This is a genomic window from Streptococcus mitis (assembly GCF_001579045.1).
Classification (GTDB): Bacteria; Bacillota; Bacilli; order Lactobacillales; family Streptococcaceae; genus Streptococcus; species Streptococcus mitis_D.
Map to the genome: position 1 here is coordinate 79,657 of NZ_KQ970261.1, position 23,239 is coordinate 102,895.

Below are 23,239 nucleotides of genomic sequence, written 5' to 3' on the forward strand. Positions count from 1 at the left end.
CTGCTTCTAGTTTTGCTAGTACTGCATCTACTGCTTCTTGTGCTGCTAATGCTTCTAGTCTACTTGCATTGTCTCCTGCTGTTTTAACTGCTGTTACTTTAGCTTTTGCTGCTTCTAACTCTGCTGTTAAATTAGTGTATGCTGTTTCATATGCATTAACACTGTCTTGAGTTTTGCCATCTGTACTTGCTTTTACTAGTTTTGCTACAGTATTTTCTAATTTTTCTTTTTGGGCTTCTGTTGCTGCAGGTACTAAGTTCTGTTTAGCTGCCTCTAACGCTGCTTTCTTAGCTTTGATATCAGCTAATGCATTAGCTACATCTTCTACTGTTGAGTTTTCACTATTAATTACAGTTGCTGCATCTTCTACTGCTTTATCTGCAGCAGTTTTTGCAATAGCATAAGCATCTTGACTATCTTTTGTTTTTCCAGCAGTTACATTGTCATTTGTTTGTTGAGTAATATAATCACTTAAAGCATTCTTAGCTTTTTCTAATTCAGCTGTATTTCCTTTATCTTTCAATAGTGCAGCAGCTTTATCTAATTCAGCTTTGATTTTATCAACTTCAATTTGAGCATCAGTAGCTTCTACTTTACCGGCATTTACCGTTTTATCTAATACTGCTTTAGCCTGAGCTTTTGCAGCTGTCAACGCAGTTTTTAACGTTTCATATTTTGCCTCATATTCTGCGATACTCTTCGGTGTCTTACCTGTCTTATCTGCTTCTGTTAGTGCATTCGAATCATTTTGTAGTTTTGTTTTTTGAGCTTCTGTTGCTGCAACTACTAATTCAGCTCTTGCTGCTTTTAATTCAGCTCTTTTAGCTTTCACGTCTGCTACTGCTTGAGCAACTTGATCAACAGTTGCATGTTCATCATCAATGATCAATTTAGCTTTTCTAGCTTCTTCTTCTGCGGCATTTTTAGCTATATTATATTCTGAAACAGTTTCAGGTGTTTTACCTGGAGTTGGATCGTCATCTACTAGTTGTTCTAGTTTTCCTGTTGATGTTGTCAATGCCGATTTATCAACTTTTAACGCGTTTTGTGCTTCTAAAGTGTTTGTTAAGATTTTTTTATACGCATCCGTTGGTTGTAACGTACCATCTAACAAAGCTTTTATAGCGTCTAGTTGGTCTTGATATGCTTTTTGTGATTCAGGCGTTTTACCTCTCTTATCTGCATCTCGTGTGTCAAGTAATTTATTATAAACTCTTTCCAAAAGTGTTCTAGCAACTCTATTCGTATCCTGTGTAATAGAAAATCCAAGCCCTGAAACAGGTAATGCATATTGAGACCATGTAGTTTGATATCCCATTCCTAGTCTAGAATTATCAGAAGCACTAATTCGTACAGTATATTCTACAGCCCCTTTAGGTAAATCAATATTTTTACTAGTAAAACTACCAGTTCTATTTCCTTGACGGTTTTTATATCCTGCTAACTTTTGGTTAAGAACGTCAATTGTTGGCTCTGGTGGTCTTCCGACAGTAAACTTAATGCTATCATTAGCATCAACTGAGGTTACCTGTTTATTTGTATCATTTATCGATTGATCAGGACGAAAACTTTGATTATAGATAGATTGCGTATGCCCATCTTCAAATTTTGCAATTACTTCAACTTTATATCCAGCTTTAAAACCATCAATATCTCCTGTAAATCCTGTTTTAAAAGAAATATTTACCCCTGTTCCTGTTGATGAAGAATAGGCTTTATAAGTTTTTTCTATTCCATTGAACCCTTTTAGCCCTTTAGCTATTTGACGACCTTCTCCTATATCTTTAAATGGTTGTCCATCAAAGGTTTCTTCACTTTTTGTTGCATTTGTTCTAACTTTAGAAAGAAATAGTGCATACTCGTGAGAGCGATCAAAAGAATTTTCCTCAACATGTGCTGTATATGTATATCCTGTTCTCGTAACATTCACTGTCTCAATAGGAAATACACCGTCATTAGTTTTACGTGCAATAGCAAATTTCCCTTTTTTGCCATCTGCTGAAACTGCTGACCAACCACCAAATTCATCAATTTCTTTTACTTCACCAGCCTGAACATTTTTAAGAGCACCCACTTCATCAATAGAAGCTAATTTAGTTTCATTACTTATAGAAGAGTCCAATCCCTTTAAACTATTAGCTAATTCAGCAACACTCGCACTATCTCCTGGCAATGTATACGTTTGATTCGCAGATGGATCTGTATCCGTAGTAGCCGGATCCGTACGGAATAGATTACTTCTATCCAATGCTTTTCCATAACGTTCATCTCTAGAACCTGAGTTTGAGATAGAGTTAGAGTCTGATGCTTTCTCAGTATTTGTTGCTTTAATACCTACAGTAGCTTTTCCATTTGTCGTATCTACTGCTGGTGCTTGTTTTTTCTCTTCTGGTTTTGTTTGTAATTTTGTTGTTGCTGTAACTAGTTTACTATGCGCTTGTGTTAATTCACTTTCTGTTGTCGCATTACTTAAAACTGATCTTGCTTCTTCTAAAGTTGTCTTTAATTGGTTTACACTTTCTTCTGTTTTAGAAGCATATTTCCCGTTAGTAAATTTCCCATCAATTTCTTCTATTAGTTTTGATAAAGCTAACTTTCTCTCATTTGAATCTGAAATAGTTGAAACAACCGGCACTGACTCTTGAGTCTCTTTTGAGCTTCCTACCACATCTCCTTCTGGTTTATTCTCAACATTTGCATCAGAAACTAAAGTATTAGCTTCTTTAGTAGACACACCTGTAGTAGATGGGTTGCTCTGTATAAGAGGATCAGGAGTTTGTTTATTCTCTTTCACACTCACTACATTTTGACTGTGTTCAGCTGCTTGTACATCTTCAACTGAACTAACTACAAAAAAGACTGACCCTAATAAGACAGATGCAGCACCAATTGAAAATTTGCGAATAGAGAAACGCTGGCGCTCATTAAATTTAAATTGTTTCATTTGTTACCTTTCTTTCTATCCTGTTCTAAATAGCTCAAAACCATATAGTGAATCTACACTTGTTTACTTCTTTAAAAAAACAGGAAAATGAACCTCCTATTATCTTTCTAGTAATAAGAAGTCTCATATTTTTATAGTTTTTCAATCCATTATATCAAATTTGCTATATTCTTTGCAAACTGATTTCCTCCTACAAATAAACGAATTATATATATATATATATGCACAAACCTTATACTATAAGGTTTGTGGCTCTTTTTTTGAAAATTTAACATATTTTCGGATATTTTTAGAATTTTTACATTTTGATGACAGTTTGTAGATGTTCCATTTAAGCAATCTCACCTAAACCTATTCTCTATCTTTTCTTAGTGATAAACTTTATCTGACTTTCATATATGAGATAAATGAAAGACTATAGTGCAAAAAAATGGTACAATGTAGTATGTACTTGGAACTATTAAACTACACAGTAAAGTAGTTGCAAGACACAATCTACTCACTATTTAAAAAATATAAGGGAATTAACCCTTGATATGAAAGGAATTTTAGAAATCTTATGATGAACATGCAAAACATGATGCGCCAAGCACAAAAACTTCAAAAACAAATGGAACAAAGCCAAGCTGAACTTGCTGCTATGCAATTTGTTGGCAAATCTGCTCAAGACCTTGTCCAAGCGACCTTAACTGGAGATAAGAAAGTTGTCAGCATTGACTTTAATCCAGCTGTCGTTGACCCAGAAGACCTTGAAACTCTTTCTGATATGACCGTTCAGGCCATCAACTCTGCTCTTGAACAAATCGATGAAACGACTAAGAAAAAATTAGGTGCTTTCGCTGGGAAATTGCCATTCTAAGCATAAGAAAAACAAGCATTCAAGAGAATACTTGCCTATCGTAGGAGGAACAACTGTTCCTCTTTTTGCTTACTAAAAATTAAAGAATTCCATGGCCTGTTTGAACAGCAATTCAGTATACTCTGGGTCTTCTTGGGCAATGGTAACCTGCTCTTGAATCATTTCCAAGTCATCTGTTATCATGCCATCTGCTCCTAACTGAACAGATTTATCAAAGGACTCTGAACTATTGATGGTCCAAACGTACAATTTCTGATCGGTATTCCAAAGCTTATTGACAAAATTTTCATCTAAAGTTGAATACTCCATGGTGTAACCTGTAGCCTTGGTTCTTGGGAAAATACTATTGTAAGGTAGGATGAAATAAACTGGAATTTGTGAGTCATAGGCCAACACCTGGTCAATCACATGGTAGTCCAAGGACTGCATTTGGTGGCCATTCTGCTTAATAATGGCTCCATATTTGTCCATAAAGCGTTTCATCATATCTGGACTATCTTTTCGACTAGTTTTAATCTCAATAAGGAGTTTTTGATGTAATTCATTGGCTTTATTGAGATAGCCATCAAAACTGGACACCTTGGTATGATAGCCATTTTCTGAAATATCAAGTTTAGTTAATTCTTTCAAAGTTAAATCCTGTGGATTGGCATTAACTCCTGTCAGATTCTTGATATTAGCATCATGCATCATGACAAACTGGCCATCTTTTGTTTCCTGAACATCTGTCTCAACGAAATCTGGAGATAACTGAGCGGTTTTTTCTAGTGATTGGACGGTATTTTGCACACCATTCTTTTTAGATACTCCCCTGTGAGAGATAATTAAAGGTTTATGTGCTACTGGAGCTTCCAAATAAACATAACCCTCGAGAGCGAAAAAGATACAAGCACAGCCCATCACTCCCCATCTCATCCAGTGGTCTTTCTTTCTCCTTGGGGTGATTTCTAGTTCTTCTCCTGTTAAGAAGGAAACAAATTTAATGAGAAAGTAAGTCAAGGCTGTATAGTGGAAATTTTTAATCAAGACAAAATTGATAATTCCCAGTACAAGAGATTCCTTATGAGTCAGACCATCCATCAGTGCCTGACTTGCTAATATTGGAATCAATAAAAGAATGAAAAATAGGTATGTTTTGACGACAATCCAAAGCAAGTTCCAGATATAAAACCAGGATTGCTTTCTTGTTTTCTCTAGACTGTATCTGACTGCTTCTTTGACGGTCTTTTTCTCAAACAAAAGTTGAGGTAGGGCAAACATGAAACGCACTGAAATGTAAAATAGAAGTAAAGCCAGAATAGTAACCACTATACCTACTAGCCAATACTTGTCTTCCACATAATCAACGATAAATTCCGGAATGACAATTTTATTGAGGTAATAAATCTTTAAAATCTTTCGAATCAATGGAAAGAGTATCATGACATAAAAGAAAATAAAGGCCATTTTTGAAATCGTCACTTGCTTCATAAACAAGAAACTTTGACGAAAGACCTTGCGACTGTACTCCAGCAAGGTCCTCCTTTCATGATAGAGGAGGTGTCGAGCTCCGATAAAGAGAAGCCCTATCTGGTAATAGGCGACCAGTAAATTAACGATTACCAGAACAAATAAAGCAAGACTAACAAAGGGAGAACCTTTTATAATGGCAAAAATATTGTTGTAGGAAAGAAAGAGATAACCTGTCTGACGGAGCAAAAGTCCAGCAATCCAAGAATTAAATGGTAACCAGACAAACTCAATCATCATGAATATCAAGAAAAAGAGAAAGAGAATTTTATCTAGATTAAAGTAGATTTTCCTAAAACCTAGATTTTTAGGTTTTTCAGGTTTCATAGACACTCCTAGTCAAATAATTGAGACAAGTCCAAGCCACCAAAAGGATTGTTTGATAAGCTACTTTCTGTCTCTAACAATTCTCTAGCTTGATCCGACTCTAAGAAGGACTCGTAAACACGCGCCGTCATCCGAGCATCCTCTAAGCTATTATGGGACTGACCTTGAAATCCAAGAAATGAGGCAACAGTTTGCAATTTGAGATTGGCAATACCATGTAAATCTGAACTCCGACGTTCAAAAGCTTCATCATACAGATCAACCTTGTACTGCGGGCTGTAGTCTAAACCATGCTCTGCTAGAATAGGCAAATCACTTTTAGCAGCATTGTAGCCTACCATGGGTAAAGAACCCACAAACTCTTGGAAATCTTTTATGACTTCCTCCACTGGGGGAGCATCTTTTAAGGTCTCAGCTGTAATCCCAGTCAATCCATTGATAAAACTCTTTAGAGGCACACTGGTATGAACATAGGAATCATAGGCATCGATTTCCTGACCATCTCTAAAACGCACTGCCGATACTTGAATCAAGTGTGTTTGTCCTTCGTGCTGATTAAATTCTAAGTCAAAAGCAATGTAATCTTCTAATCGTTCCATTTTCTACCTCTCCTATACTGTTATTTTACTTGAGCAACTATACTATTAGAAACAAAAGAAGCCATCAGGTTAGCATGTAACCTAAACAGCTCCTTGATTATCCTCCAAATAAACGAGCAAAAAAGCCTTTCTTAGTGGATTGGACTTCTTCTTTTGCTTGGTCCAGCTCTAGCTTAAGATTTTCTTGATCCTTCATGGCTTGAAGGGTCAATTGTTGCTGCTGATCGAGTTGTTTGTCTTTCTCAGCAATCTGACGGTCTTTGATACGCATCTGCTCGTCTTTTTCTGATAACTGACGATCCTTGGCTTTTAATTGTTCATAAAGACGAAGAATTTCTGCATTCTTCTCATCAACCAGAATCTCCATCAGTTCACGTTGCTTGACATCTTCACTGACAGGCTCATCTTCAAAAATCGTTTTTTTATAGATTTCTTCTAGCTTAATCAAGCCACTTCTGGTAACGACTGTTACCCCTTTGTCATTTTTATCTGTGTCTTCTTCTGGTAATTCTTTGACACGGTTATTGATTGCTTGGCGAGATAATCCTAAGACCTCTGCAATCTCACTGACGGTCATTTCAATACTCATAATATCCTCTGAAACGTTTTCTAGCTTTTCTTTACTTAAATCTTATCATAAGCTAGAAAAACTGTCAAATTTTCGCTTAATTTAAGGCCTTCAAAAAGGCTAATAAGACTTGAGCAGAGCGACGTCCAGCTTCGATAATAAACTCATCAAAAGAGATGTTTGCTTCATGATTGGCATTGTCACTCATAGCTCGGATGACTAAGACTGGAAGATTAAGAGCATGCGCTGCCTGAGCAATCGCTGCCCCCTCCATCTCAACAGCCAAAACATCTGGAAAATGAGACTTAATCGCTTCTATCTTGTCATTTCCTGCGACAAAACTATCTCCTGTAGCAATCAAACCAAGATGCCAGTTTTGCTCTAAATGAGATAAACTCTCTTGGATTTTGGCAACAAAGGTTTTATCTGATTCGAAATAAAGTGGTTGTTGCGCCATTTGTCCATAAGCATATCCAAAAGCTGTGACATCCACATCATGATAGGCTAATTTGTCAGCAATCACAACATCCCCAACAGTAATACCCTCTGCTACTGCCCCAGCTGATCCCGTGTTAATCAAAGCATCCACTTGAAAATGATCAGCCAAAATCGCCACACTCATAGCAGACATGACCTTACCAATTCCACTTTCTACAAGAACGACTTCATGAGAGGCAATGGTTCCCGTATGATAGGTATTGCCTAAAACAACTTGCTCCTGGGCATTGTCTAAATGCTGAACCAGATAAGCCAGTTCTTCTGGCATAGCCGCAATAATTCCTATTTTCATTTCAATTCCTTTTCGATTACAAAAGTTTCATTGCTAAGACAAGCAAAATCAAGAGAAAGATGACTGCGAATAAGATTTTATTTAACTTAGAATTGAAGACATTTCTCTTAGTATTTTCAATGCGACGACTTTTATGAATAGACGGTTCGACCTGAATCTTCAAGGTTTCCTGGCTAAAGCCATGTCCCTTAGGATTGGCATAACCAAAACGGGAAGAAGAGGTTGGTAAAATCTTAGTCTCCTCATTATCATCTAGCAAAGGAGGACCTGAAATTTTTTCGCCTCTATTAGCTCTTTCAATCATTTCATCCGTTAATAAAGGTTTACCCATACTGACCTCCTCTATTTTTTGTGCAATTCCCAATACTGTACAGCCATAATTGTCTTGGCATCACAGATATGACCTGATTGAATCAATTCCTTGGCTTCTTCTAAGCTCACTTCAAGGACTTCCAAGGTCTCATCTTCATCCTGCGGACGCGGGTTTTCAACTTTTGTCAAATCGCTTGCTAGATATAGTTTTAACTTTTCATTACAAAAGCCAATAGCTGAATAGAAGTCATACAAGAGTTCTAACTTCCCTGTATAGGCTGTTTCTTCCTCTAATTCACGCAGAGCTGCTGCAACAGGGTCTGTATTTTCTCCTACTTCCAACTTCCCGGCTGGAATTTCGTAAGAGACAGCCTCAATAGCTTTGCGATACTGCTTGACCAAGATGAGTTTTTGTTCATCCGTTACTGCTAAAACACAGACAGCCCCATTGTGGAAAATCAAATCCCGTTGGGCAGTTCCTTTACCTTCTGGTAATTCAACCTGATCTTGGACCAGTTTAAATATTGGTCCTTGATAGATTTCTTTTCGGCTAAGCGTTTTTTCTTCAAATTCCATGATAGGCTCCTACTGATTATTAGGATGATGAGGAAGGCGTGTTGCATATTCGTCTTTATTGACCTGACGTCCACGACCAATTGCAATCGCATCTGCTGGCACGTCTTTAGTAATAGTTGAACCAGCTCCAACGAGAGAATTGTCACCTAACTCAACTGGCGCAATAATGGTTGAATTTGAACCAACAAAGACATTGTTGCCAATGACTGTCTTGTATTTGTTTTTGCCGTCATAGTTGACTGTAATGGTTCCTGCTCCGAAATTAACATGGCTACCCACTTCACAGTTTCCGATATAAGTCAAATGACCAGCCTTGGTATTCTCGCCGATTGAAGACCCTTTAACCTCAACAAAGTTTCCAATATGTGCTTGGGCAGCTAGACTTGAACCTGGACGAATGTGGGCGTAAGGACCGACTGTCACTCCGTCAGCAACACTACTTTCTTCAATCATAGAGTTGGTAATGACAGCTCCTGCTCCAATAGTGCTGTCCACTACATATGTACCATTTGTCAAAACAGTCTCAGCACCAATTTTCGTTTGCCCCTTCAAGGTAACATTGGCTTCGATTTGAACTTCAGGCGCAATCTCAACATCAATATCAATATAAGTTGCCTCTGGATTGACAAAGCTAACACCGTTGACCATGTGTTTATGATTAATGCGACGACGCATAACCGACTCAGCTGTCGCAAGTGCCACACGGTCATTTACCCCAAGACTTTCATCAAAATCTTTCAAAGTATAAGCACCAACTTTTTCACCAGCTTCACGGAAAATGCCAATGACATCTGTAATATAGTATTCACCTTGAGCATTGTTGGTATTAATATTTTTCAAAGCCTCAAACAAACGCTCGTTATCAAAAACATATGTTCCAGTGTTGATTTCCTTGATTTGCTTTTCAAAATCTGTGGCATCCTTCTGCTCCACAATGCGAAGAACCTCAGCATTGTCATTACGCACAATTCGCCCATAGCCGAAAGGATTATCTGTTTCAGCAGTCAAGATAGTGGCCACATTTTTATGATTGATGTGGAAATCAATCAAATTTTTCAAGCTTTCACCAGTGATTAAAGGAGTATCTCCTGCAATGACCAAGGTGTGACCTGACAAACCCTCCAAAATTGGCTCTGTCATCATAACTGCATGGCCAGTCCCTAACTGTTCAGATTGAGTCACAAATTCTGTCTGTCCAGCCAAGACCTCCTCAACCAATTCCGCCTTGTGTCCTACAACTGTTACTGTCTTTTCAGGTTGGATAGCTCCCACACTACGGAAAACATGTTCCAACATAGAAATACCCGCAACCTTGTGCAACACTTTTGGCAAATCAGATTTCATGCGAGTCCCTTTACCCGCTGCTAAAATAATGGCATAATTTGACATAATCTTCTCTTTTCTCTAGAAATTCCCTTTTATTATACCATATTTCAAATCATTCCGCGCTCTTGAATGAAAAAATGCTCCAAAGTCCTTTCCTTAACCCATTTTTTTTGATTTTTTTTCATTTTTAGGGTAAAATTATGAAATATGAGAAAACAAATTCATCCACTTATTTTATTTAGTTTTTTTGGGATTATAATTTTCATTTTAATCATCAATCGCCCACTTAATGACAACCAATCCTTTAAAACAAAATCCAATATAGCACAGATTGAAGCACAGGCTTTGAAACACTTAGACAAACCGATTATTGACCTCTCTGGCTGGCAGCGTCCTGAGGAAATCAACTACGATGCCCTCTCACAAAATATTTCAGGCGCTATTGTTCGTGTTCACAGTGGTGCTCAAACGACAAAAGAAAATGATGCTTCCTTTATCAATGGAATAGACAAGGCCTATAAGAGTCATATCACTGAACTTCAAAAACGGAATGTCCCAGTTGGGGTCTACGCTTATGTAGCTGGAAAAAGTGTCCAAGAAATGGAAAAAGCCGCTGAAGTTTTCTACAATGCTGCCTCTCCTTACAGCCCTAGTTACTATTGGCTAGACGTAGAAGACAAAACCATGTCCAATATGAACGAGGGTGTTGAAGCCTTTCGAGCAAAACTAGCATCACTAGGTGCTAAAAACATCGGAATCTACGTTGGTGTCTACTTCATGGAAGAACATAGTATTGATACAGGCAAGTTTACCTCTGTTTGGATTCCGTCCTACGGCTCAGACTCAGGATTTTTGGAGAGCAGTCCTAAAACTGATTTAGATTATGACATCCACCAATACACATCTAAAGGGAAAATTGCCGGCTTTGACCACAATTTGGATATCAACGTCATCTCTCCCTTAAAAAATAAAGAAGAAACCTTTAGAAAACTCTTTTTAAAACCTTAAAAGCATTTGTTTATCATTTGCTTTTTCTTTTTATTATAGATTGTGATACAATATAGTAAGGATTTTTTGAAATAGAAATAGTTGGAGGAAATATATGCTCTCATGGTTAGCACGCCTTATTAAAGGGATTGTCATTGCTCTTGGATTTATCTTACCGGGAATTTCCGGAGGAGTTCTAGCAGCAATCTTAGGCATTTACGAACGGATGATTGGCTTTCTGGCCCATCCCTTTAAAGACTTTAAAGAAAATGTTTTGTACTTTATTCCAGTTGCCATCGGTATACTTCTGGGAATTGGCCTATTTTCTTATCCGATTGAATACCTACTTGAAAATTATCAGGTCTTTGTCTTATGGAGCTTTGCGGGCGCCATCATTGGTACAGTTCCTAGCCTCCTCAAGGAATCAACTCGAGAATCTGACCGAGACAAGATTGATTTAGCTTGGTTCTGGACAACCTTTATCATTTCTGGATTAGGACTCTATGCCTTAAATTTTGTCGTTGGAACCTTAAGTGCTAGCTTTCTTAATTTCATCCTAGCAGGTGCACTGCTGGCTCTTGGCGTCTTGGTTCCTGGCCTCAGTCCATCAAATCTACTTTTGATTTTGGGTCTCTATGCTCCGATGTTGACTGGTTTTAAAACCTTTGATCTCTTGGGAACCTTCTTCCCGATTGGAATCGGAGCAGGCGCAACTCTCATCATTTTTTCAAAATTAATGGATTATGCCTTAAACAACTACCACTCACGCGTCTATCATTTCATCATCGGTATCGTCCTATCAAGTACCCTTTTGATCTTGATTCCAAATGCAGGAAACGCTGAAAGCATCCAATACACAGGACTTTCACTTGTTGGTTATGTCATCATCGCCTTCTTCTTTGCACTGGGAATCTGGCTTGGTATTTGGATGAGTCAATTGGAGGATAAGTATAAATAATGGCAAAAAAAGTTAAAATCAAAAAAACATTAGTAGAACAAATCCTGTCGAAAGCAGGTATCCCACATCAGGGGATTCAAATCAATGCCCTGGAAGGAGAACTTCCTCAAGGTTATGAACGAGACCAAATTTTCAAAACCTTGGCTCTTTTGGGAGACAAGACAGGACCGATTATCGGAATTGTCCCTATCACCCAACACTTGTCGGAAAAGAAACTAGCCAAAATTTCTGGCAATAAAAAAGTGAGCATGATTCCACAAAAGGACCTTGAAAAAACAACAGGTTACATTCATGGAGCCAATAATCCTGTCGGTATTCGTCAGAAACACAATTACCCCATTTTTATCGATAAAATCGCCCTAGACTTGGATCAAATGATTGTCTCTGCTGGCGAAGTTGGTCACAGCATTATCGTCGCGCCACAAGACTTGGCTAGCTTTGTAAAGGCAGACTTTGTAGATATTTTGGAGGACAGCAAGTAATGAAACTCTACTTTGTCCGCCACGGTCGTACTGTCTGGAACCAAGAAGGTCGTTTTCAAGGTGCTAGTGGAGATTCTCCCCTTCTTACTGAATCCATTGACATTCTCAAAAAACTTGGCCAATATCTCAAGGAAATTCCTTTTAATCAGATTTATTCAAGTGATTTACCTCGAGCGGTCAGATCTGCCGAGATTATCCAAAGTCAACTCCAGACACCCTGTCCTTTAGAATGTATTCCTAATCTCCGTGAATGGCAGCTGGGGAAATTAGAAGGCTTGAAAATCGCAACCTTGGAAGCTATTTACCCGCAACAAATCCAGGCTTTCCGTACTAATCTTGCTCAATTTGATACTCAAATGTTTGGAGCCGAATCCCTCTATAGCACAACACAACGAACTATCCAATTTATCAAATCATTAAAAGATAGTCCAGCTGAGCGTATTCTAATTGTCGGTCACGGTGCCAATCTTACTGCCAGTCTTCGTACTCTTCTAGGATATAAAGAACCACTTCTTCGTAAAGATGGCGGTCTAGCAAATGCCAGCCTAACAATTCTAGAAACCCATGATTTTGAAACATTCACTCTCGATACTTGGAATGATACTTCCTATCAATAACAGAACTTGATTTTATACTCAATGAAAATCAAAGAGCAAACTAGGAAACTAGCCACAGGCTGCTCAAAGCACAGCTTTGAGGTTGTAGATGAAACTGACAAAGTCAGTAACATATATACGGCAAGGCGACGTTGACGTGATCTGAATTTAATTTTCGAAGAGTATTATAGTCAAGTTCTTTTTAGTTTTGAAAGATTATCCGTGAATTTCTTGGCTATTTATGATAGAATGGGAGTATCGCAAAAAATGACTCATCGTATTCAATTTTGAGTAAAACTAGGAGGATCCCATGTCAACAGAACATATGGAAGAACTAAATGACCAGCAGATCGTTCGTCGTGAAAAAATGGCTGCGCTCCGTGAACAAGGAATCGATCCCTTCGGAAAACGTTTTGAACGTACTGCAAATTCACAAGAATTAAAAGATAAATTTGCTGACCTCGATAAAGAACAATTACATGATAAAAATGAAACAGCTACTATCGCAGGACGCTTGGTAACCAAACGTGGTAAAGGTAAAGTAGGTTTTGCCCACCTTCAAGACCGCGAAGGTCAAATCCAAATCTACGTACGTAAGGATGCTGTCGGTGAAGAAAACTACGAAATCTTCAAAAAAGCAGACCTTGGTGACTTCCTTGGTGTCGAAGGCGAAGTGATGCGTACAGATATGGGAGAACTCTCTATCAAGGCTACTCACATCACACACTTGTCTAAGGCTCTTCGTCCTCTGCCAGAGAAATTCCACGGTTTGACAGACGTTGAAACCATTTACCGTAAACGTTACCTTGACTTGATTTCTAACCGTGAAAGCTTTGAACGCTTTGTCACTCGTTCAAAAATCATCTCTGAAATCCGTCGTTACCTTGACCAAAAAGGTTTCCTTGAAGTGGAAACACCTGTTCTTCACAACGAAGCTGGTGGTGCTTCTGCCCGTCCATTTATCACCCACCACAATGCCCAAAACATTGACATGGTGCTTCGTATCGCGACTGAGCTTCACTTGAAACGCCTTATCGTGGGTGGTATGGAACGCGTCTATGAAATTGGCCGTATCTTCCGTAACGAGGGAATGGATGCTACTCATAACCCTGAGTTTACTTCTATCGAAGTTTACCAAGCTTATGCTGACTTCCAAGACATCATGGACTTGACGGAAGGCATTATCCAGCATGCTGCTAAATCAGTCAAAGGCGATGGTCCAGTTAACTATCAAGGTACTGAAATCAAGATTAACGAGCCATTTAAACGTGTTCATATGGTGGATGCTATCAAAGAAATTACTGGTGTCGATTTCTGGCAAGACATGACTTTGGAAGAAGCTAAAGCTATCGCTGCTGAGAAAAAAGTTCCTGTTGAGAAACACTATACTGAGGTTGGTCACATCATAAATGCCTTCTTTGAAGAGTTTGTTGAAGAAACTTTAATCCAACCAACCTTTGTCTATGGACATCCAGTAGCTGTGTCTCCACTCGCTAAGAAAAATCCTGAAGACCAACGCTTTACTGATCGTTTCGAGCTCTTCATCATGACTAAGGAGTACGGTAATGCCTTTACTGAGCTCAACGACCCAATCGACCAACTTAGCCGTTTTGAAGCCCAAGCTAAAGCCAAAGAACTTGGTGATGATGAAGCAACAGGCATCGACTATGACTACATCGAGGCTCTTGAATACGGTATGCCACCAACAGGTGGTTTGGGAATCGGTATCGACCGTCTCTGCATGCTCCTCACTGATACAACTACTATCCGTGACGTATTGCTCTTCCCAACAATGAAATAATACTCTTAGAAAATCTCTTCAAACCACGTCAGCGTTGCCTTGCCGTACTCAAGTACAGCCTGCGGCTAGCTTCCTAGTTTGCTCTTTGATTTTCATTGAGTATAAGCTCTTATCCTCTGGTACTTACCAGAGGATTTTTTTGATGAAAAAAACTACGTTTTGCTAATCAAAACGCAGTCTCAGCCACTATTTTATCTTACTGTCCTTCTTTTACTTCTTTGGTTGCTACATCTTCTCCAAACCATTTTTGGCTGATTTCTTGGAATTTACCGTCCTTGTAAAGACTAGAAAAAGCTTCATTTATCTTCTTAACCAGAGTTGTATCTTCCTTACGGGCTCCAACCGCAAAAGCTTCTGTTTCTAGTCCAACTGTAAAGACATTATAATCGTTTAAAACGCCTTCTGCTTCTAAATAATAGTTTGCATAGACACGATCAATCAATAGACCATCAATTCGATCATTTTTCAAATCAATCAAGGCTTCATTAAAGGTTTGGTATTGATTCGCTTCCTTATTAGCGACAATATCCTTTAAAATCGCTGGGTTTGCTTCAAAGTCCGCATAACCAGATGAACCGGCTTGAGCTCCTAATGTCTTTCCAGCCATATCCTTTGCAGTCGTGATACCAGATGATTTCTTGGTCACCAATACCTGCTCATTCTTCATATATGAGTTACTGAATGCCACCTTTTCACGGCGTTCATCTGTAGCGGAATAACCATTCCAAATCAGATCAATCGTTCCTTTTGTCAATTCAGCTTCTTTCAAATCCCAATCAATCGGTTGCCAATTTACCGTAATTCCGTATTTTTCAAAAACAGCTGTAGCTAAATCAATATCAAATCCTGCATAAGAACCATCTTTCTGAGCAAATCCCATTGGAACAAAAGTACTATCAAATCCAATAGTAATAGACTTGTTAGACTGGTACTTTGACCAATTATCTCCACTAGTTTCGCTAGAATTTTTCCCACAAGCTACTAAGAACAAAGCAGTCATCAGACTGACTAATACAAGCATCCATTTTTTCATCCATTTTTCCTCCTATTTAGGTTCTACTTTCAATAATACATCTGCAATATTTTCCGCGAACTGCAAATCGTGGGTTACCACAATCTGGGTCATCCCAAGTTCCCTATTTTGCAAGATTAGTTTTTCCACTTCCAAGCGCAATTCTGGATCTAGGGCAGAAGTTGGTTCATCGTAGCCAATGATTTCTGGGTCAATCATCATAGCACGCGCCAAAGCCACCCGCTGCTTTTGCCCACCAGATAGTGAGAAAGGATAGGCATCTGCGTGTCCTGCTAGTCCTAACTGTTCCAAGAGACCACGCGCCTTCTTCTCAGCCTCCTCCTGCTTCATTCCCATGGTCTTCACAGGCGATAAGGTCAAATTGTCCAGAACTGATAAATGAGGGAACAGTTGAAAATCTTGGAAGACAAATCCCAGTAGATTCCGCTTCTGCAATTCATCCAGCTCTAAAGGTTGTCCATTATAAAAGATTTGCCCAGAATCAATGGTTTCAAGACCCGCAAGCATACGTAAGAGAGTTGTCTTACCTCCGCCGGAAGGCCCAACGATAGCCAGGATTTGCTTTTCAGGAATACTTAGACTGAAATTAGACAGGATTTGTTTGTCTCCAAATTTCTTATTGATATTTCGTAATTCTAACATGGCAGCCTCCTATCTATAATAACTATACTTCTTCTCAACTTTTTTGGAAATAATTGTCACAATCCCAATCAAAATCAAGTAAATGGCACCTGCCAAGAACATAGGAACCAGACTAGCATCGCGGTTAGCAGCTGTTCGACTAGCCAAGATAAGGTCTGAAATTCCGAGAGCATAGACCAAAGAAGTATCCTTGACCAAACTCATAACTTCGTTAAAGACACTAGGAAGAACGATCTTGGTCACCTGTGGTAAGATAATATAACGCACTGTGTCAAAAGGGCTAAACTTCAAGACCTTGGCAGCCTCATACTGTCCTCTTGGAATAGTGTCAATTCCCCCACGGAAAATTTCTGCAAAGTAAGCTGCATAGTTGAGAACAAAGGCAATAATGGCAGCAGGAAGGCGGTCTAAACGAATCCCAATACTTGGGAGCACATAATAGATAAAAATCAATTGCAAGAGTAAGGGGGTTCCCCGCATAATCCAGATGTAAATGTTAATCAGATAATGGAGGGGCTTCCAATGGACTTGCAAGGCAAAGGCAATCAAAACGCCCAAAGGAATCGAAAATAGCAAGACCAGTGCAAAGACCTGTACAGTCGTGCTCGCACCATTCAGTAAACTCGGTAATATCTCAAATAAATAAGACATACTGCACCTCCTAAAAGTAATTGTTCCTATTATAGCATGAATAAACAAAATAACCAACCATTTTTGCAAAAAAATTCTATCATATACAAATAAAAACCGTAGCTATCAAAAGAGATAAACTACAGTTCTATATGTTTAAACATTCTTACAATCTCTCAAACAGTTCTTGCATTTGCACATCATCTGGAACCAGTTTTAAGTAAGCTTGTGCATTGACTTTTGCTTCCTCAAAGTAGCCCAATTCACGCAAGAGATAGATATAGTGTTCCAGAAATTCTGGATTGTCCTTCAAATCTCCTGCCAACTCTTGGTAAAGCTCATAGGCAGTATCCAAATCGTCCATTTCTTGATAGGAACGAGCAATCATCCACTTGGTCAAGAGATTTTCTGGCTCTTCGCTCTGCAAGTCTAGAATATCCTCATAACGCTCCTGCTCCAGATAAATAGTAGCTAGACGGAGTAAGATTTCTTCCGTATCCTCAGCATCTTCTTTAGCAATAAGGAGATAATTTTCTGCACCACTAGCATCATGCAGTTCATAAGAAAATTGTGAAGCAGCCAGCAAGAGACGAGTTTCAAAGGGATTTTTCTCCAAGCCTTGCTTAGCGATACGCAGGGCTTCTTGAACTTGATGTTCCTTATGTAAGGCCTGGCTATAGCCATACTCATATCCTTCAAAGTCAGGAGAAATGGTATCGATCTGCTTAAAGTAGAGGACAGCTTTTTGGTATTCTTCTTGATCAAAGTAAAGACTAGCTAACTCAAAAGCTGTTAAATCATCATATTCTAACTCCAGGGCTTTTTCTAAAAACTCTATAGCTGTTTCAAATTTCCCTAACTGAGCATAGGCAAAGCTAATCCGTTGATAGGTAGAAATGCCTGTTTGCTCATAAATAGTACGATTATCTAACTGGGCATAGCCTTGAATAGCCTCCTGATAATTTTCCAACTCACTATCCAACTCTGCCAATCCCAATATCAAGAGAGGATCTTCTGAGTAAGTCAAGGCTTCTAGTAATTTCTCACGCGCCACATCTGTCAAACCTTCCATCTGGTAAAGGTCTGCCTTAAGGGCCAAAGCCGATACATACCAGTCACTGTCAGCTTGGATTTCCTCTAGATAGGCAAAGGCTTCTTCTATTTGACCATCTTCGCTAGCAATAGTTGCTAGATTAAGATGAACCTCTGGAAAATCTTCTACGATTTTCAGATAAATTTCCTTGGCCTGAGGATAAAAACCAATCCCTTCAAGATAAGTAGCTAACTCATACAGAAGCTCACTCGAATCACTTTCTAAAGCTTTGACGAAATAGTGCTCAGCCTTGGCTAAATCTTGTTCCTCCAAAGCCTGTAACATCTGTTGACTATTGTTCACTCTTGACTTCCTCTCCCTCTAATTCATATAGACCACTGACTACCTTATACCATTCAAAAATCGCTGAAATGACAACCTTAGCAGAGGCATAAACTGGAATACCGAGTAAGACTCCCCAAATACCAAACATGGATCCTGAAGTTAACAAGACAAAGAGAACATTAATGGGATGGATGTTTAATTGACTTCCCAAAATCAATGGAGAGACAAAACGACCTTCAATAGTTTGTTCTACGATAAAGACAATCACTACTTTCAAAAGCATGATTGGCCCAGCAATCAACCCCAATACTAGGGCAGGAAGCATGGCTAGGAAGCTACCAAGATAAGGAACCAGATTTAAAATACCAGCAGTAACACCCAGCGTAACCGCATAGCGTAGACCAATAATCTTGAAGAAGATGATAAACATTACTGCTACAATAATAGCCACTGTCACTTGCCCTCGAACATAGTTGGACAACTGTTGATTCACATCTGATAAAACTTGTCCTACAGGCTCCTTCAATTTCGTTGGCATAAATTGGGTCAAATAGTTACGCAAGCCTTTCCCATCACGCAAGAGATAAAAGAGCATGAACGGAACGATAATCAAGGCAACAATCACTTGAGATGCCCCGCTAATAAAGGCACTCACCCAATTGACTGCCTGAGAAGAAACCTTACTTGCCCAAACTGTAGCCTGACTTGAGAAGTTGGTCAAAACTTGCTCTAACTGAGGCCTGAAATCATCTGGTAAACGCTTGGTTACCAAATCATCAATAACCCTATCTGCATCTTCAAGGTAGACTGGAACATTTCTTGCAAAGGTTAAAACCTGGCGTTGCAGATTTGGAATGGCGACTGCCAAACCCCAGATAATAAAGAGAGCGATAATGACAAAGACAATAGTGATGGCTATAACACGATTAATTTTGTGTTTCTCCATCCAATCAACAATAGGATTTAATAAATAATATAGTAAACCAGATAGAATGACTGGCAACATCACGACTGCCAAAAAGTCTAAAACAGGTGAAAATAGAAAACTAATCTTGCTTAAAATAAAAAGATTCAATCCCAATAACAAAGTTACCAAAAATACCGTAATTGCCTTGTTATCCAAAAACCACTTGAAAAACCAAGATAGGTTAAAATGTTTCTCTTTTTGCTCCATAAATACTTCCTTTCTATTGTTCTCTCATTATACCATTTTTAAATCAAAATAACTCTTTTTTAAAGTGCTTACATGGAGACAGCGACATAAAAAATCTCCTCAAAAGAGGAGATTTGATTAGTCTTGAATATGACGGTCTAAGTTCTTCTGATAATCAGCATTGGATTTGGCTTTTTCATCAGCAAATTTCTTGCGGAACTCATCCATTTCTTTAGTAGTGACTATCTTATCTTGAATTTTCAGATACTTGTAGCTATTTTCACTGGTCTTATCACCTACCCAGCCACCTGCACCAGTACCTAGAACTTTCTTCGTTACTAGCATTTGGGCACCGTCTGAGTGTACAGGAATAACCAAGGCACTGTCTGTTAACCAAGCTTGAGCTTTTGCATATTTAGCATATCGTTTTTCAAGATTTGTTTTCTCACTATTAGCATCAGTAATTAACTCTTTAAACTTATCTAACCCAACTGCTTTGATTGCTGAACTGTCTTTACCTGGTACTACACCTAATGAACCAAGAAGATTTGGTCCAGATGTTGGATCAAATATATCTAGATAAGTTGAAGGATCTGCGTAATCAGGTCCCCATCCACTATTTGCATTAATATCCCAGTCAGTATTAGTATTAGAAGTAGCTAGAACTGTCATACTTACCAATTCATCGTCAGAAACTTGTTGAATATCAACTACAACATTATCTGCTCCAATAGCTTCCTCGATAGATTGTTTATAAGATTGAGCTTGACGCACAAATTCTGGACGAGTAGAAGATACTGGAATATCTAAATGAATAGGGAACTGTACTCCATCAGCTTGAAGAGTTTTCTTGGCAGCTTCAAATTTAGCTTTAGCCTTATCTACATTATGAAGTGAATCCTGGGCATCATCAAGACTGACATCTTTCCATACACCATCTAACTTATCCAATTCTGCCTTAGCTACTTGCCCAAATGACTGCTCTCCTACCTGTACAAATGTTGGAGGGGTTAAACTTGTACGTAATTTACGCGGTGCTACTTCGTCCCCAAATACTTGAGAGATTCCTGCTTTACGATCTGTAGCAAAAGCCAAGGATTGACGGAAATCTTTGTTCAGCAAAGCCTTCTTAGTAGATGATTTTTCTGCTTCACTTGTTTTAGCAGTGTGATTATAGGCAACACGGTCAATATTCGTTGAAATATAGAAAGTAGTTCCTTGTTGTTGACTATAAATAATGTTATCTTTATATTTTTCTTTTAGCCGTTCATAGTTAGCAGAGTTTTTAAAGAGAGGTGCTGCAGGATAATTTCCTTCATCAAAACCACGTCCTAGAGAGTCTGCATCCTGACCATCAAAGTAAGACAACTTAATATCATCAATAAAGACATTTTGTTTATCCCAATAGTTTTGGTTTTTAGTCATTTCAATAGAAGATTTAGATGTAAGACCTTTTAAAAGATAAGCCCCATTATATAGAATGCTTGTTACATCAGTCGCCTTACCAAAGTCATCTCCTTTAGAAGCTAAAAAGTCTTCACTAATTGGAGCAAGTACTCCCATTGTAGTCTTAGAATTCCAGAAAGATTCTGGATGATTCAAGGTATAAACTACAGTATAATCATCTGTTGCTTTTACACCAACAGTAGAAAAATCCGTTGTTTTCCCATTTACATAGTCATCTAATCCTTTAATAGAATCCTGTACAAGATAAAGTGCTTCTGATTTCTTGTCAGCAGCGTGTTTTAGACCAGTCACAAAATCCTGAGCCTTAACTTCTCCATATTCTTCACCTTCATTGGAATACCACTTGATACCCTTACGAATTTTATAGGTATAAGTCAAACCATCTTTTGAAACAGTCCAATCTTCTGCAACTGATGGTACTAGATTCCCATATTGATCATTTTCCAGTAGTCCATCAATGACATTACCAGTAATCTGTTTTGTAGACTTTTGCCCAGAAACTGTATAATCCAGAGTCGAAGGATCTGATGAAAATACATAGGCATAAGTAACTGGTTTAGTTGCTTCCTTATTCCCATTACCAGATGAACAAGCTGCTAGAACAGCTGCTGAAAGTACAGCAACTCCAGCTGCTAAGAAAACACGTTTTTTCATAAAAACTCCTTTGCAATTTGTATAGGATTATTATAGCACTTTTCAAAAGGAAATCAATACAAAATCAAGCTAAATTTGATATTTTATTATATTTATTTGGTGTGTTATAGAGTTCCTCCAACCACAATTTTTGTGATATAATAGTCTTATCTTTATATAGAGGTAAAGTTATGAAAGAAACTGTTTATTTTGGAACTTATACACGTCGTACTTCTCAAGGGATTTACAAGGCAGACTTTGATACAGAAACTGGTCAGCTTTCAAATCTAGAACTTTTTGCAGCTGAGCCAAGTCCGACCTACCTTGCCTTTGACCAGCACCAACATTTATACACTGTTGGTAGTCAGGATGACATGGGGGGAATTGCAGCCTATCAAACTGATGGAACCTTATTAAATCATGTCGTTGAAGAAGGAGCCCCCCACTGTTATGTTGCTGTTGATGAAAAGCGTGATTTGGTCTATGCAGCCAACTACCATAAAGGACAGGTTCTTGTTTATAAACGTCAGGAAGATGGTAGTCTTCTACTTCGTGATGTAGATCAACATAGTGGCCAAGGTCCACATGAAAATCAAGCTTCCCCCCATGTTCACTTTACAGACTTAACACCTGATCACTATCTAGTGACCTGCGACTTGGGAACTGACCAAGTCATTACCTATGACCTTGATCAAGAAGGGAAACTGTCTAAACTCTATACCTACAATAGTATTCCTGGAGCTGGTTCTCGTCATATCGTTTTCCATAACCACTATAAAATCGCTTATCTCATTTGTGAACTCAATAGCACTATTGAAGTTCTAATCTACGATGGTGTTGGCGAATTTGAACGCATGCAAGTTATCTCAACTCTACCAGAAGGTTACGAAGATTTTAATGGTACTGCTGCTATTCATCTCTCTAAAGACGGTAAATACCTCTACGCTTCTAACCGTGGCCATGATTCTATCGCAGTATATACAATCCTTGCGGACGGTAGTTTAGAGTTGTTAGAAATCGTTCCGACACATGGTCAGATTCCACGTGATTTTGATTTGACACCAGACCAAGAATTTGTCATTGCTGTCCATCAAGACTCTGACAATGCAACCGTTTTTAAACGCAATCCTGAAACTGGTCGTCTAGCAGAACTTTCCAACGACTTCCATGTTCCAGAAGCGGTCTGCATCAGTTTTGCCCCTTAAGAAAACATAAAAAATGAACTTGGTAACTCAAGTTCATTTTTTTCTTATAGTCTTTTTCCGACATTAATACGGTTAATGGCACGTTGCAGTGCAATCTTAGCACGACGTTCTTGATCAATCAAGTTTTTGTCTTGTGCTTCTTCAATTTCACGCTCTGCTCGAAGCTTGGCACGTTCTGCACGACTGATATCGATATCACGAGCACGTTCTGCAGAATCCGCAACGATTGTGATGGTATTATTGGCAATTTCAATAACGCCTCCGTTTACTGCAATCCAGTTCACGTGCTCTTCATCATCAATACGTTTTACCTTTACTTCATCAACTGCTAAAACCGCAATCATATTTTCATGTCGTGGCAAGATCCCCATCTCACCATCCAGAGTTCGAACCGATACATAGCTGGCATGGTGATCATAGACGAGACCATCTGGTGTCACGATCTGGACAGTTAACTGAGCCAT

Annotated in this window: 22 protein-coding genes; 7 read left to right on the plus strand and 15 right to left on the minus strand. The window is 38.7% G+C overall.

All coding sequences use genetic code 11. From position 1 onward, the window contains the following. On the minus strand, positions 1–2,944 hold a 2,944-nt coding region (locus SMIDD28_RS00375; protein ID WP_196756341.1), incomplete at its 3' end, for a YSIRK-type signal peptide-containing protein. A gap of 559 nt (positions 2,945–3,503) precedes the next feature. On the opposite strand from SMIDD28_RS00375, the gene SMIDD28_RS00380 reads away from it, so the two are divergent. Next, positions 3,504–3,803: a YbaB/EbfC family nucleoid-associated protein gene (locus SMIDD28_RS00380; protein ID WP_000981526.1), complete on the plus strand. Its 300-nt coding sequence runs from the start codon at positions 3,504–3,506 to the stop codon at positions 3,801–3,803. Positions 3,804–3,875: 72 nt separating this feature from the next. Here SMIDD28_RS00380 and SMIDD28_RS00385 read toward each other — a convergent pair whose 3' ends face one another. From SMIDD28_RS00385 to glmU, 7 genes are all read right to left on the minus strand, one after another. Further along, complete coding sequence (locus SMIDD28_RS00385; protein WP_061423872.1) at positions 3,876–5,639, minus strand: glycerophosphoryl diester phosphodiesterase membrane domain-containing protein; 1,764 nt, start codon at positions 5,637–5,639, stop codon at positions 3,876–3,878. An 8-nt stretch (positions 5,640–5,647) separates the two neighbouring features. Beyond that, positions 5,648–6,238 carry a 3'-5' exonuclease gene (locus tag SMIDD28_RS00390; RefSeq protein WP_061423873.1) on the minus strand — a complete coding sequence of 197 codons (591 nt, stop codon included), beginning with the start codon at positions 6,236–6,238 and terminating at the stop codon, positions 5,648–5,650. Positions 6,239–6,335: 97 nt separating this feature from the next. Further along, positions 6,336–6,827, minus strand: a complete 492-nt coding sequence (gene rocS, locus SMIDD28_RS00395) for a chromosome segregation protein RocS (RefSeq protein ID WP_000021242.1) — start codon at positions 6,825–6,827, stop codon at positions 6,336–6,338. Between the two features lie 76 nt (positions 6,828–6,903). Beyond that, a complete protein-coding gene (locus SMIDD28_RS00400) occupies positions 6,904–7,596 on the minus strand; it encodes a 5'-methylthioadenosine/adenosylhomocysteine nucleosidase (protein WP_061423874.1) in 693 nt (230 codons plus the stop codon). A gap of 16 nt (positions 7,597–7,612) precedes the next feature. Next, positions 7,613–7,927, minus strand: a complete 315-nt coding sequence (gene macP, locus SMIDD28_RS00405) for a cell wall synthase accessory phosphoprotein MacP (RefSeq protein WP_000517867.1) — start codon at positions 7,925–7,927, stop codon at positions 7,613–7,615. A gap of 11 nt (positions 7,928–7,938) precedes the next feature. Beyond that, on the minus strand, positions 7,939–8,484 hold the full coding sequence (locus SMIDD28_RS00410; protein ID WP_000393816.1) for an NUDIX hydrolase: 546 nt from the start codon (positions 8,482–8,484) through the stop codon (positions 7,939–7,941). Positions 8,485–8,493: 9 nt separating this feature from the next. Continuing rightward, complete coding sequence (gene glmU, locus SMIDD28_RS00415; RefSeq protein WP_061423875.1) at positions 8,494–9,873, minus strand: bifunctional UDP-N-acetylglucosamine diphosphorylase/glucosamine-1-phosphate N-acetyltransferase GlmU; 1,380 nt, start codon at positions 9,871–9,873, stop codon at positions 8,494–8,496. A 144-nt stretch (positions 9,874–10,017) separates the two neighbouring features. Here glmU and SMIDD28_RS00420 point away from each other — a divergent pair, with 144 nt between their 5' ends. The 5 genes from SMIDD28_RS00420 (at position 10,018) to lysS (ending at position 14,634) form a co-directional block, all read left to right on the plus strand. Then, positions 10,018–10,818: a GH25 family lysozyme gene (locus SMIDD28_RS00420; protein WP_061423877.1), complete on the plus strand. Its 801-nt coding sequence runs from the start codon at positions 10,018–10,020 to the stop codon at positions 10,816–10,818. Between the two features lie 94 nt (positions 10,819–10,912). After that, positions 10,913–11,755, plus strand: coding sequence for a DUF368 domain-containing protein (locus SMIDD28_RS00425; RefSeq protein ID WP_061423879.1), 843 nt, complete (start codon positions 10,913–10,915; stop codon positions 11,753–11,755). Then, complete coding sequence (locus SMIDD28_RS00430) at positions 11,755–12,237, plus strand: aminoacyl-tRNA deacylase (protein ID WP_061423884.1); 483 nt, start codon at positions 11,755–11,757, stop codon at positions 12,235–12,237. The genes SMIDD28_RS00425 and SMIDD28_RS00430 overlap by 1 nt, the downstream gene beginning before the upstream one ends. Then, positions 12,237–12,854, plus strand: coding sequence for a histidine phosphatase family protein (locus SMIDD28_RS00435; RefSeq protein WP_061423886.1), 618 nt, complete (start codon positions 12,237–12,239; stop codon positions 12,852–12,854). The genes SMIDD28_RS00430 and SMIDD28_RS00435 overlap by 1 nt, the downstream gene beginning before the upstream one ends. Positions 12,855–13,143: 289 nt before the next feature. After that, complete coding sequence (lysS, locus tag SMIDD28_RS00440; protein WP_050207953.1) at positions 13,144–14,634, plus strand: lysine--tRNA ligase; 1,491 nt, start codon at positions 13,144–13,146, stop codon at positions 14,632–14,634. 196 nt (positions 14,635–14,830) lie between these two features. Here lysS and SMIDD28_RS00445 read toward each other — a convergent pair whose 3' ends face one another. The 6 genes from SMIDD28_RS00445 to SMIDD28_RS00470 form a co-directional block, all read right to left on the minus strand. Continuing rightward, on the minus strand, positions 14,831–15,667 hold the full coding sequence (locus SMIDD28_RS00445) for an amino acid ABC transporter substrate-binding protein (RefSeq protein ID WP_000759186.1): 837 nt from the start codon (positions 15,665–15,667) through the stop codon (positions 14,831–14,833). Positions 15,668–15,679: 12 nt separating this feature from the next. Next, the gene (locus SMIDD28_RS00450) at positions 15,680–16,309 is read right to left on the minus strand and encodes an amino acid ABC transporter ATP-binding protein (protein WP_061423887.1); all 630 of its coding nucleotides are present in this window, start codon (positions 16,307–16,309) and stop codon (positions 15,680–15,682) included. A 9-nt stretch (positions 16,310–16,318) separates the two neighbouring features. After that, positions 16,319–16,960: an amino acid ABC transporter permease gene (locus tag SMIDD28_RS00455; RefSeq protein ID WP_061423889.1), complete on the minus strand. Its 642-nt coding sequence runs from the start codon at positions 16,958–16,960 to the stop codon at positions 16,319–16,321. Between the two features lie 145 nt (positions 16,961–17,105). Beyond that, positions 17,106–18,335 carry a tetratricopeptide repeat protein gene (locus SMIDD28_RS00460; protein WP_061423892.1) on the minus strand — a complete coding sequence of 410 codons (1,230 nt, stop codon included), beginning with the start codon at positions 18,333–18,335 and terminating at the stop codon, positions 17,106–17,108. After that, entirely contained in the window at positions 18,325–19,491 is a 1,167-nt protein-coding gene (locus SMIDD28_RS00465; RefSeq protein WP_061423895.1) for an AI-2E family transporter, read from the minus strand. The genes SMIDD28_RS00460 and SMIDD28_RS00465 overlap by 11 nt, the downstream gene beginning before the upstream one ends. A 117-nt stretch (positions 19,492–19,608) precedes the next feature. Beyond that, on the minus strand, positions 19,609–21,591 hold the full coding sequence (locus SMIDD28_RS00470) for a peptide ABC transporter substrate-binding protein (protein ID WP_061423897.1): 1,983 nt from the start codon (positions 21,589–21,591) through the stop codon (positions 19,609–19,611). Positions 21,592–21,761: 170 nt separating this feature from the next. Here SMIDD28_RS00470 and SMIDD28_RS00475 point away from each other — a divergent pair, with 170 nt between their 5' ends. Next, positions 21,762–22,775: a lactonase family protein gene (locus SMIDD28_RS00475; protein WP_061423900.1), complete on the plus strand. Its 1,014-nt coding sequence runs from the start codon at positions 21,762–21,764 to the stop codon at positions 22,773–22,775. Between the two features lie 44 nt (positions 22,776–22,819). On the opposite strand, the gene SMIDD28_RS00480 is transcribed toward SMIDD28_RS00475, so the two are convergent. After that, positions 22,820–23,239: a F0F1 ATP synthase subunit epsilon gene (locus SMIDD28_RS00480; RefSeq protein WP_049524195.1), complete on the minus strand. Its 420-nt coding sequence runs from the start codon at positions 23,237–23,239 to the stop codon at positions 22,820–22,822.

Coding starts and splice junctions, on each gene's coding strand:
- SMIDD28_RS00380 (WP_000981526.1), top strand. CDS start 3,504: ATGATGAACATGCAAAACATGATGCGCCAAGCACAAAAACTTCAAAAA.
- SMIDD28_RS00385 (WP_061423872.1), bottom strand. CDS start 5,639: ATGAAACCTGAAAAACCTAAAAATCTAGGTTTTAGGAAAATCTACTTT.
- SMIDD28_RS00390 (WP_061423873.1), bottom strand. CDS start 6,238: ATGGAACGATTAGAAGATTACATTGCTTTTGACTTAGAATTTAATCAG.
- rocS (WP_000021242.1), bottom strand. CDS start 6,827: ATGAGTATTGAAATGACCGTCAGTGAGATTGCAGAGGTCTTAGGATTA.
- SMIDD28_RS00400 (WP_061423874.1), bottom strand. CDS start 7,596: ATGAAAATAGGAATTATTGCGGCTATGCCAGAAGAACTGGCTTATCTG.
- macP (WP_000517867.1), bottom strand. CDS start 7,927: ATGGGTAAACCTTTATTAACGGATGAAATGATTGAAAGAGCTAATAGA.
- SMIDD28_RS00410 (WP_000393816.1), bottom strand. CDS start 8,484: ATGGAATTTGAAGAAAAAACGCTTAGCCGAAAAGAAATCTATCAAGGA.
- glmU (WP_061423875.1), bottom strand. CDS start 9,873: ATGTCAAATTATGCCATTATTTTAGCAGCGGGTAAAGGGACTCGCATG.
- SMIDD28_RS00420 (WP_061423877.1), top strand. CDS start 10,018: ATGAGAAAACAAATTCATCCACTTATTTTATTTAGTTTTTTTGGGATT.
- SMIDD28_RS00425 (WP_061423879.1), top strand. CDS start 10,913: ATGCTCTCATGGTTAGCACGCCTTATTAAAGGGATTGTCATTGCTCTT.
- SMIDD28_RS00430 (WP_061423884.1), top strand. CDS start 11,755: ATGGCAAAAAAAGTTAAAATCAAAAAAACATTAGTAGAACAAATCCTG.
- SMIDD28_RS00435 (WP_061423886.1), top strand. CDS start 12,237: ATGAAACTCTACTTTGTCCGCCACGGTCGTACTGTCTGGAACCAAGAA.
- lysS (WP_050207953.1), top strand. CDS start 13,144: ATGTCAACAGAACATATGGAAGAACTAAATGACCAGCAGATCGTTCGT.
- SMIDD28_RS00445 (WP_000759186.1), bottom strand. CDS start 15,667: ATGAAAAAATGGATGCTTGTATTAGTCAGTCTGATGACTGCTTTGTTC.
- SMIDD28_RS00450 (WP_061423887.1), bottom strand. CDS start 16,309: ATGTTAGAATTACGAAATATCAATAAGAAATTTGGAGACAAACAAATC.
- SMIDD28_RS00455 (WP_061423889.1), bottom strand. CDS start 16,960: ATGTCTTATTTATTTGAGATATTACCGAGTTTACTGAATGGTGCGAGC.
- SMIDD28_RS00465 (WP_061423895.1), bottom strand. CDS start 19,491: ATGGAGCAAAAAGAGAAACATTTTAACCTATCTTGGTTTTTCAAGTGG.
- SMIDD28_RS00470 (WP_061423897.1), bottom strand. CDS start 21,591: ATGAAAAAACGTGTTTTCTTAGCAGCTGGAGTTGCTGTACTTTCAGCA.
- SMIDD28_RS00475 (WP_061423900.1), top strand. CDS start 21,762: ATGAAAGAAACTGTTTATTTTGGAACTTATACACGTCGTACTTCTCAA.
- SMIDD28_RS00480 (WP_049524195.1), bottom strand. CDS start 23,239: ATGGCTCAGTTAACTGTCCAGATCGTGACACCAGATGGTCTCGTCTAT.